The 7,913-nt window shown below is 42.4% G+C and carries 9 protein-coding genes; 3 read left to right on the top strand and 6 right to left on the bottom strand.

What is annotated here, in order from left to right:
* Positions 1 to 4: 4 nt before the first annotated feature.
* The 4 genes from ectB to B9J87_RS07520 all read right to left on the bottom strand — a co-directional run bounded on the left by ectB (position 5) and on the right by B9J87_RS07520 (position 3,401).
* Positions 5 to 1,270, bottom strand: coding sequence for a diaminobutyrate--2-oxoglutarate transaminase (ectB, locus tag B9J87_RS07535; protein ID WP_047689962.1), 1,266 nt, complete (start codon positions 1,268 to 1,270; stop codon positions 5 to 7).
* 11 nt (positions 1,271 to 1,281) lie between these two features.
* The gene (gene ectA / locus B9J87_RS07530; protein WP_013867982.1) at positions 1,282 to 1,848 is read right to left on the bottom strand and encodes a diaminobutyrate acetyltransferase; all 567 of its coding nucleotides are present in this window, start codon (positions 1,846 to 1,848) and stop codon (positions 1,282 to 1,284) included.
* Positions 1,849 to 2,338: 490 nt separating this feature from the next.
* Complete coding sequence (locus tag B9J87_RS07525) at positions 2,339 to 2,848, bottom strand: hypothetical protein (protein WP_017046067.1); 510 nt, start codon at positions 2,846 to 2,848, stop codon at positions 2,339 to 2,341.
* A 40-nt stretch (positions 2,849 to 2,888) separates the two neighbouring features.
* Complete coding sequence (locus tag B9J87_RS07520; RefSeq protein ID WP_010318565.1) at positions 2,889 to 3,401, bottom strand: nicotinate-nicotinamide nucleotide adenylyltransferase; 513 nt, start codon at positions 3,399 to 3,401, stop codon at positions 2,889 to 2,891.
* A gap of 104 nt (positions 3,402 to 3,505) precedes the next feature.
* Here B9J87_RS07520 and nadE point away from each other — a divergent pair, with 104 nt between their 5' ends.
* On the top strand, positions 3,506 to 4,336 hold the full coding sequence (nadE, locus tag B9J87_RS07515) for an ammonia-dependent NAD(+) synthetase (protein WP_094150021.1): 831 nt from the start codon (positions 3,506 to 3,508) through the stop codon (positions 4,334 to 4,336).
* A gap of 93 nt (positions 4,337 to 4,429) precedes the next feature.
* Here the strand turns inward: nadE and B9J87_RS07510 are convergent, their stop codons facing one another.
* On the bottom strand, positions 4,430 to 4,891 hold the full coding sequence (locus tag B9J87_RS07510; RefSeq protein WP_013867986.1) for a TetR/AcrR family transcriptional regulator: 462 nt from the start codon (positions 4,889 to 4,891) through the stop codon (positions 4,430 to 4,432).
* 510 nt (positions 4,892 to 5,401) lie between these two features.
* Between B9J87_RS07510 and B9J87_RS07505 the strand changes: the two genes are divergently transcribed.
* Together B9J87_RS07505 and B9J87_RS07500 are read left to right on the top strand one after the other, a co-directional pair.
* Positions 5,402 to 5,704: a YfcZ/YiiS family protein gene (locus B9J87_RS07505; protein ID WP_010318562.1), complete on the top strand. Its 303-nt coding sequence runs from the start codon at positions 5,402 to 5,404 to the stop codon at positions 5,702 to 5,704.
* A 121-nt stretch (positions 5,705 to 5,825) separates the two neighbouring features.
* Positions 5,826 to 6,452: a hypothetical protein gene (locus tag B9J87_RS07500; protein WP_013867989.1), complete on the top strand. Its 627-nt coding sequence runs from the start codon at positions 5,826 to 5,828 to the stop codon at positions 6,450 to 6,452.
* Positions 6,453 to 6,511: 59 nt separating this feature from the next.
* Here B9J87_RS07500 and B9J87_RS07495 read toward each other — a convergent pair whose 3' ends face one another.
* Positions 6,512 to 7,618, bottom strand: coding sequence for a 1-acyl-sn-glycerol-3-phosphate acyltransferase (locus tag B9J87_RS07495; protein WP_026028217.1), 1,107 nt, complete (start codon positions 7,616 to 7,618; stop codon positions 6,512 to 6,514).
* Between the last annotated feature and the right edge of the window lie 295 nt (positions 7,619 to 7,913).

The raw sequence follows: 7,913 nt of genomic DNA, 5'->3' as shown, positions 1-7,913 counted from the left end.
TTTCCTAAGATGCTTTTTTTATTAACTGAGAGGCTAGCTCTTCTACCGCTTGTGCAAAAATATCTAAACCTTGGTCGAGTTCGGTTTCCGTGATAGTGAGTGGACAGAAAAACTTAATCACTTCGTCATTTGGGCCTGCGGTTTCAATCACCATCCCTAGTTGAAAACAACGACGAGCAATTTTATGGGCGATCTCACCACTGCTACATTCAATGCCTTGCATTAGTCCACGCCCTTTGTGGCGGTTAAACAGTGTGGGGAAACGACGCAGTGTGGTTTGAATGACATGCGTCACTTGCTTGGCTCGATGTGCGATATGAGTGGTAAAATCATCATTTGACCAATAGGTTTCCAGCGCTTTTGTAGCGGTTACAAAGGCGTGATTATTACCGCGAAAGGTTCCGTTGTGCTCTCCCGGTTTCCACACATCTAACTCAGGTTTCAGCAGCACAATTGCCATAGGTAACCCATAACCACTGAGTGATTTCGATAGCGTCACTATATCCGGTTTTATTGCTGATGGCTCAAAACTGAAAAAGGTTCCCGTACGTCCACAACCAGCTTGAATATCGTCAACGATAAGCAGAATATCGTTTTTCTTACAGAGACGACTTAAGCGTTGCAACCACTCGTTGGACGCGCAATTTAAGCCGCCCTCGCCTTGGACAACCTCCAATAATACCGCAGCCGGTTTGTCTAAACCCGATGAGTTATCATTCAGCATATTTTCAAATAGCGACAGGCCATCAATATTGGCATAGCCATCATAAGGGAGCCGCGTCACGCCACCTAAGCTAAGCCCAGCGCCGCCTCGATGATGTTGATTTCCTGTTGCGGCAAGTGCGCCATAAGAGCAACCATGAAAGCCGTTAGTGAAAGCCACAATATTACTTCTACCCGTAGCTTTTCTGGCCAGCTTCATTGCCGCCTCTACAGCATTAGTCCCAGTTGGACCAGTAAACTGCACTTTGTAGTCGAGGTTTCTTGGTTCAAGAATGAGACTTTCAAATACCGCGAGGAACTCAGCCTTGGCAGAGGAGTGCATATCCAAGCCGTGAGTAATGCCGTCTTTATCAATGTACTCCAATAGCGCCTGCTTAAAGAGGGCGTTATTGTGACCATAATTTAACGAACCAGCTCCAGCCAAAAAATCTAAGTAGCGATCACCAGAATCGGTAAATAGCCAGCTCCCTTTTGCCGTAGAGAAAACCACGGGAAAGTGATTGGCATAAGATTGCACGTTTGATTCTTTCTTTTTAAAAATGTCCATAACGATAATAGTTATCCTGTTAAGTTAGAACGAGGTTTGAGCGGAATACGGTACAAATACTCGGTATCATGTTCACCTTCAAAGTGACGAGTTTGATCGAGAAAGGTCGATACCTCTCCTTGCTCGCCATGTGCTCGATCAAACTTCTTAAAGAGGCTCCATGAACCTTGATTGTTTTTCGTGATAGTCGTTTCCAATACACGAACATCAGCCATAACGTCACGAGCGAGCAATTCATGTAACAAATGTGAGGCAAGCCCTAGCCCACGAGCATTTGGATGCACGGCCACTTGCCAAATAAACAATTCATCAGAATTGTCAGGCTTTAAATAGGCCGAAATAAACCCCACGGTTTCGCCATTTCTTTCCGCTAAGATGCAAGTCTCTTGAAAGTGAATCGCTTGTAGGAAATTACAGTATGAGGAGTTTTCATCTAAGGGAGGACATAGCCCAATCAAATCATGTACACGCTGCCCGTCGGCTTGATTAGGGGTACGAAACGTCCATTGTTCTGTCTTTGTTTGCATAATTTCCGGGTATGCAACCCAAGGTGCTGCTGTAATCATTGCCTGCCACATAAATAGTTAGAGCTCTAATTAAAAACCTCTATATAAACTAACAGTACAAATGGAAAATTCAACCAAAAAATTCAAAAAAATAGCAATAATAGATATATAGTGCTGATTTAAAACGAATAAATAAGTTTGAACATTTAACTAAAAAACAACCAATTAGTTAGATGTGTAATCAAATAAAAGTAAGATAGCAGAGCGAATGTGATTGAACCTAGCGGCATTAGCAATCTGAGTCGTTTTTGCAGTTTGCATTTGCAGCCTGCAAAAATTTTCTTGGGGAAGTTTGAAAAAACAAGGAAACAATAGCAACTAAGCGCTATAAAACTTGGCACGTATGCTGCAATGACTATATCGACCCTTCTTAAGCCGAGGGTCACCTAGCCAACTGACGTTGTTAGTGAATACTCTTTGTTCACAATTTACATAGGCCAATCGCGAATATTGCGATTGGCTTTTTTGTTTTCTGAGGGAGTGTGTTTACTGAGGGAAAACGTTAGAAGGGAACTTCAATTTGCATCATGACAACGCTGTCGAAATCTTCATGCCAACGATAGTCAAAACGCATGCGCGGCTCACCCGCTTTTTTCTCGCCAAAACCGATACTCAGCTGTAAGCCGTGACTCATTAACCACTCTTCGGTTGACATATCACTTTGCTCGTCAAGCAATTCAGAGGGTATCCAGACTCCAAAGCCAATGTAGCTTGTGGCCAATTTCTGAGTAAACAGGGGATCCGAATCGGCTTTTAAAAACCAATCGGCCCAGTAAGATGAGTCGGCTGGAGATTCTTCAAATAAACCTAAAGCCAGCAGTTGTTTCGATGCGTAACCCATACTATCTAATATAGAAAAGCAGACGCCCGATGCTGGTAACATTGTTGGGCTACTATCTGCACCTAGTGTTAATTCTAACTCTGGCGTTAATAATGAACCGGAATAGAGATCGCAAGCTTCCGTCAGCGACGAAAACATGATTAACGCACAAACAGCCACATTTAACTTCATGAATGCAAACAGCTCCGACCACGAAAAGGGCGTGGATTGTCTAGTAAAGTTTTCTTTGCTGCAAGATTTTCCTAACAGAGATAGTCGTTAAATCGGCAATATCTAAATTTTCAGCTAACCGCTGACGAATATCAGTACTACGAATAGCGACTTTTTCAGGACAGGCCATGACTGACCAGCGTTGTAAGATATCTTGAGCTTTATAGAATTTCGCAAAATTGAACAGATTATCCGGGCCCATTACAAAAGTAATGTCAGCATCAGGTGATTGTTTTTGCAGTAATGACAAAACAGCGTGAGTTGTGACGCTCTGCCCGGGCTGTTGCAGTTCCTCTTCAACTATTGAGCGTTGTATCTTATCTGACTGCAAATCACGAATAAAAGCATCAATAAGTTCACAACGGATCTCATAACTGAGCATCTGCTTACCCCAAGCGTGTGAAATGCTCGGTACCAACAGAATTAAATCGAAATGGCTTAGCGATTCAATCACACTTTTATGTCCTAAGCTCGGAGGGTTAAAAGCACTCCCAAAGACGGCAATTTTGGTCATAGCAATCCTATTCAAGTCTGAAAACCATTTTCTCGGTTTTCTAATCTGATGATTTCGGTATGATACACCAAAGATTTATATTGCTTGCAGGAAAAGGAACCCTAATGGAACAAATGATCCGTGATGAGATGCGTGTTCTCTCATCCATTGACCCTGTTTATGAAATTGAACGGCGCGTTGAGTTTATTAAACGCAAATTGGTAGAATCTGGTTGTAAGTCTTTAGTGCTTGGCATCAGTGGTGGCGTCGACTCAACAACGTGCGGCCGTCTAGCCCAGCTCGCCGTGACACAACTCAACCAAGAATACGCTGTTAACGACTATCAGTTTATCGCCGTTCGTTTACCCTATGGCGAACAAAAAGATGAGGATGAAGCGCAGCTTGCTCTCTCCTTCATTCAACCTACACACTCAATTTCGGTCAATATTAAAACGGGTGTAGATGGCCTGCACTCAGCCTCTCTTGATGCGCTACAAGGCACAAGCTTAACTCCAACTGACAGTGCCAAAATTGATTTCGTGAAAGGAAATGTAAAGGCGCGCGCTCGCATGGTCGCGCAGTACGAAATTGCAGGTTTTGTTGGTGCGTTAGTACTCGGCACGGATCATTCCGCAGAAAACATCACCGGTTTTTATACTAAATTTGGTGATGGCGCGTGTGATTTAGCACCACTTTTTGGCTTGAGTAAACGTCAAGTGCGCGCGGTAGCGGCTCAATTAGGCGCACCACAGCAATTGGTTCAAAAAACACCCACTGCGGATTTAGAAGAGCTCGCACCACAAAAAGCAGATGAAGATGCGTTAAACTTAAGTTATGACCAAATCGATGATTTTTTAGAAGGGAAGCCTGTTTCACAGCACGTGATTGACCGTCTTGTCGCGATTTACACAGCAACTCAGCATAAACGTCAACCGATCCCAACGTTGTACGACTGATCGACACAATCTCTCTACAAAAAGCACTAAAGCCAACGTCTCAGTTGGCTTTAGTGTTAAAGTCGACAATACAAGCTTGCACAAAGTGCCAAATTATTGACTCATTTTAATCAGTGATTTACCAATCAGCCACTCAAGCTCCCTTGCGCTCTCTTTGCCAAACTGTACAGCCACCGTTTTGTATAACCGATCAACACCGTTTGCTGCAAATTCATCCGCATTTTCAGTCGTCACAACATGATGAAATAATAAACGCAAAATAGCCAAAAATTGTGCATTTTCCAGCGCATTTATCCAGCTATTTGAAAAACTTGAAAGGTCATTTTCAAAATCTAAATGCTCAACAAACAGCTTAAAAATCCGCCCATCTAAAGCGGCCGTAAAATCGGTTTTCTTTGGAAAATGGTGGCTAATCCCCGTTCGTGAAACCCCTGTTTGCTGACTCAACGTGGTATACGACATTTTGTCGTAACCCAGTCTCAATAACTGATCGACAACAGCATCCATTATTCTCTGAATGGTGATTTCAGTATCTTCTTTACTACGCTTTGGCATGGTCCAGACTCTTCTCTTTTTTATTAATCCATCTAACTCAATTGCGATGATAGTGCCGTTTCGCGAATCACCCCTCGTGGTATGGCATTTTCTGTCTAAAAAACCATCCCTTAAAACAGTAAATTCAAACCAGAATTATCTTGTTAAAAGCGTTATCTACTGGCTTGTTACTGTCACTCCTTTAGCTATCACTAATGAAACTTAAATTTCCAGTTTATTAGTCATCACCACTAATGGATGAAGCGCAATTTATAATATTAATAATTGTTTCAACCGAATAATCGTACAATCGTCAACAATTCGCAACGAACTGAACACTGTTCTGACAAATTTATGACACAAAAACTAGTGATTATTTGAGCAGTATCACACTCATTAATTCATAACGATGGCTAAAAACTTTCGAACAACCAAAATAAGACGCGATTTACCCCAAACCTGATTGGCTTTTTGTGGCTGATAAACGATTTGCCCGTTAGAATGTCCATACATTTACTAAGAGGATTCACAATGAGTATCGAAAAAGACGTTGATATCCAAGTCTGCGAAGCATGTGGCTGCGCTGGCGAAATTGGCTTTATTATCAAAGAAGGTGATGAAGTTGCCGAAGTGATGGTCATGGCACCCAACAAAGCTCAGCTAGAAGCTGAATTTGAGAAGTACCTCGCTCTTGCCAAACAGGTTTCAGATAATGTTGAGTTTGAAGTTTCACCGTTAGATGATAACTCTACTGAATTGCATGCACGTTTCAAATTTGAAGTCAGTGCCGAAAAACTTATTTTTGAACTGAAGTCGCGCTCTTTGGCTCGTTAATCTAATTACTCTTAGCGGGCCTAATCATGGCTCGCTTTCTTATCGCCCAAGCACTTTGCTTTCTCATCCTAGGCAATGCATTATTGAAGCTTAACCGTAATCTGCCGATACTCTAGGTATCGTGTCTTCATCTGCAGGCTTTATGAATAAGTTTTCGCTTTTACTAACATTATGCAACCTTCTCTATGCCTCTTGTGCATGGTCACAGCCGCTCGATCAATATCAAATCCTTAACCACCTTGATAATTATGGCAATCTCTATTTGCGTAATAAACCCTACACAACACTACCCGAAAATCTCACGCTCAAAGGCAACCTAAATATTGCTAAGACATCGATAAAATCCCTGCCTAAGGGCTTGAATGTGCAGGGTAGTTTAGAAGCATCTAATAGCTTGCTAGAGAATATTCCAAAAGGTACCACCATTCGTGGTTATGCGAACTTACTGGGTAGTAAAATCAAATCGTGGCCAATGAGAATCAAGGTCGGTGGTTACCTGAATTTCACGGATACACCGCTTGAAACGCTGCCTGCGAATCTCTTAGTCAAGGGGGATTTGAGCGTAATTCGAACGCCATTAACCCAATTGCCCGAAGGTTTGGTTGTGGAAGGGAGTTTGTTTATTGGCGGTTCCAAAATCACCGAATTTCCTGACACGATGACCGTCAATGGCAATATTTATTTGGGAGGTAATGTCATCAGTAAATGGCCAAGCAAACTGACCCTTGGCGGCGCGGTCGCAAGATAGGCTAGAAAAAGAGAAGAGAAGAGAAGAAGCCGTGAGCCCCTCTCTTCATCGTTTAATGATTATTGCTGATTCTTTACTGGGTTGGCGTAGCTATCGAGTAAATAGCGCTGTGCCCCTTCAGGGATCTGAGTCAGCTTGCTTTCTAAGTGAGCGCGGATATCTGGCGTGATATCACTACTTTCTATCCCAGCCGCTAACTTATTTATCGGGAATAATTTGTAGTTTGCGTGAATTTGGCGATCGATCTCTTGCGCCAATGCTTCTGGCGTTTCAAATGCTTGAGTAATCACTTCACCAAAGCCAACATGCACTCGGCCTTTCTCACCGACAATGCCTTGGACAATGCTTTCAATATCTTCAAATTCCCCTTTTTCATAACGCCCATGCGTCGCTTTTTCATACAACTCACACGCTTTGGCCATATCGCACGGATCGTTTTCATATGAAATCGCGACCGGGACAATTTTGAGCGATTGAATATACTGAGCAAACTCTATTTTCTGCTTGCGCCCTTCCACATGGAACATTTTCAAAATGGCTGGATCGGTAAAATCGTTACCATCTTTTGCTCGTCCCTCTTTTTGCGCTATCCAGATAGAATTTCCAGTTTCAAGTGAGTGTTTAATGTAAGCAGATAAGGTACTGAGCGCTTTCATCATCTCGCGCGGGCCTTTAGCCGAGCGTTTCACAATAAAGCTCTTATTAAGACGCATCAGCTCTGTAGCACAAGGCTTTTTCAATAAGTTATCACCAATCGCAATACGTACAGTTTTATGCCCAGACATATACAGACCATAGTTGACCAATGCTGGGTCCATCGCGATATCACGGTGGTTCGAGATAAATAAATAAGCCGTCTGTTTATCCAATTTATCGAGACCACTGAAAGTGACACCTTGTGTCGTTGATTCTAGTGTTTTCGTGAGGTATTTCTTCACTTCAAGTTGGATTGCTTCCACGGACGTGAGTTTGGCCCATTTAAACTTTAAGTATGCTTTTACAAAAGGGCTCAGTATCGATTTTAGCCAAGCAGATCGTTTATCAAAACGATGTTGCAAAATAGCTGAGATAAATTCTTCATCATTGATTAAACGGTCAATAGCCGCTGGAATCTCATCGTCGTTGTAAGGACGGATATCTACATAAGGATCAGTTGTGGTGGTCATATATTCATACATCAAATAAAAAGCTGGCTCATTCTACGCATAGTTGACGTAGCTCGCAGCTACAGTCGTAACAGATTCACTAAGGTCAGACCAGAATAAGGTGATTTTAGTTCGCATATTTGGCATTTTCTGTGAGACAAGGTACTCTTAGCGCCCCAAAATCAGTGAGAAGTACCATGAACTACGCGATTCAATTTGAAGCCTTACTGTCTGCTAACTTAGTTGTCACCCCTCGCAAGAAAGTCATCAAACACAGCTTGATTCGAGTAATGAGCGGATTAGTACTGTGTAAACT

Source organism: Vibrio sp. V19_P1S1T109 (assembly GCF_002241375.1).
Classification (GTDB): Bacteria; Pseudomonadota; Gammaproteobacteria; order Enterobacterales; family Vibrionaceae; genus Vibrio; species Vibrio anguillarum.
This window is presented reverse-complemented; position numbering and strand designations above follow the sequence as displayed.

Bases quoted from the DNA above. Each gene is read 5' to 3' on its own strand.
- nadE (WP_094150021.1), top strand. From the start codon at position 3,506: ATGGAACAAATGATCCGTGATGAGATGCGTGTTCTCTCATCCATTGAC.
- B9J87_RS07505 (WP_010318562.1), top strand. From the start codon at position 5,402: ATGAGTATCGAAAAAGACGTTGATATCCAAGTCTGCGAAGCATGTGGC.
- ectB (WP_047689962.1), bottom strand. From the start codon at position 1,270: ATGGACATTTTTAAAAAGAAAGAATCAAACGTGCAATCTTATGCCAAT.
- B9J87_RS07510 (WP_013867986.1), bottom strand. From the start codon at position 4,891: ATGCCAAAGCGTAGTAAAGAAGATACTGAAATCACCATTCAGAGAATA.
- B9J87_RS07525 (WP_017046067.1), bottom strand. From the start codon at position 2,848: ATGAAGTTAAATGTGGCTGTTTGTGCGTTAATCATGTTTTCGTCGCTG.
- ectA (WP_013867982.1), bottom strand. From the start codon at position 1,848: ATGTGGCAGGCAATGATTACAGCAGCACCTTGGGTTGCATACCCGGAA.
- B9J87_RS07495 (WP_026028217.1), bottom strand. From the start codon at position 7,618: ATGACCACCACAACTGATCCTTATGTAGATATCCGTCCTTACAACGAC.
- B9J87_RS07520 (WP_010318565.1), bottom strand. From the start codon at position 3,401: ATGACCAAAATTGCCGTCTTTGGGAGTGCTTTTAACCCTCCGAGCTTA.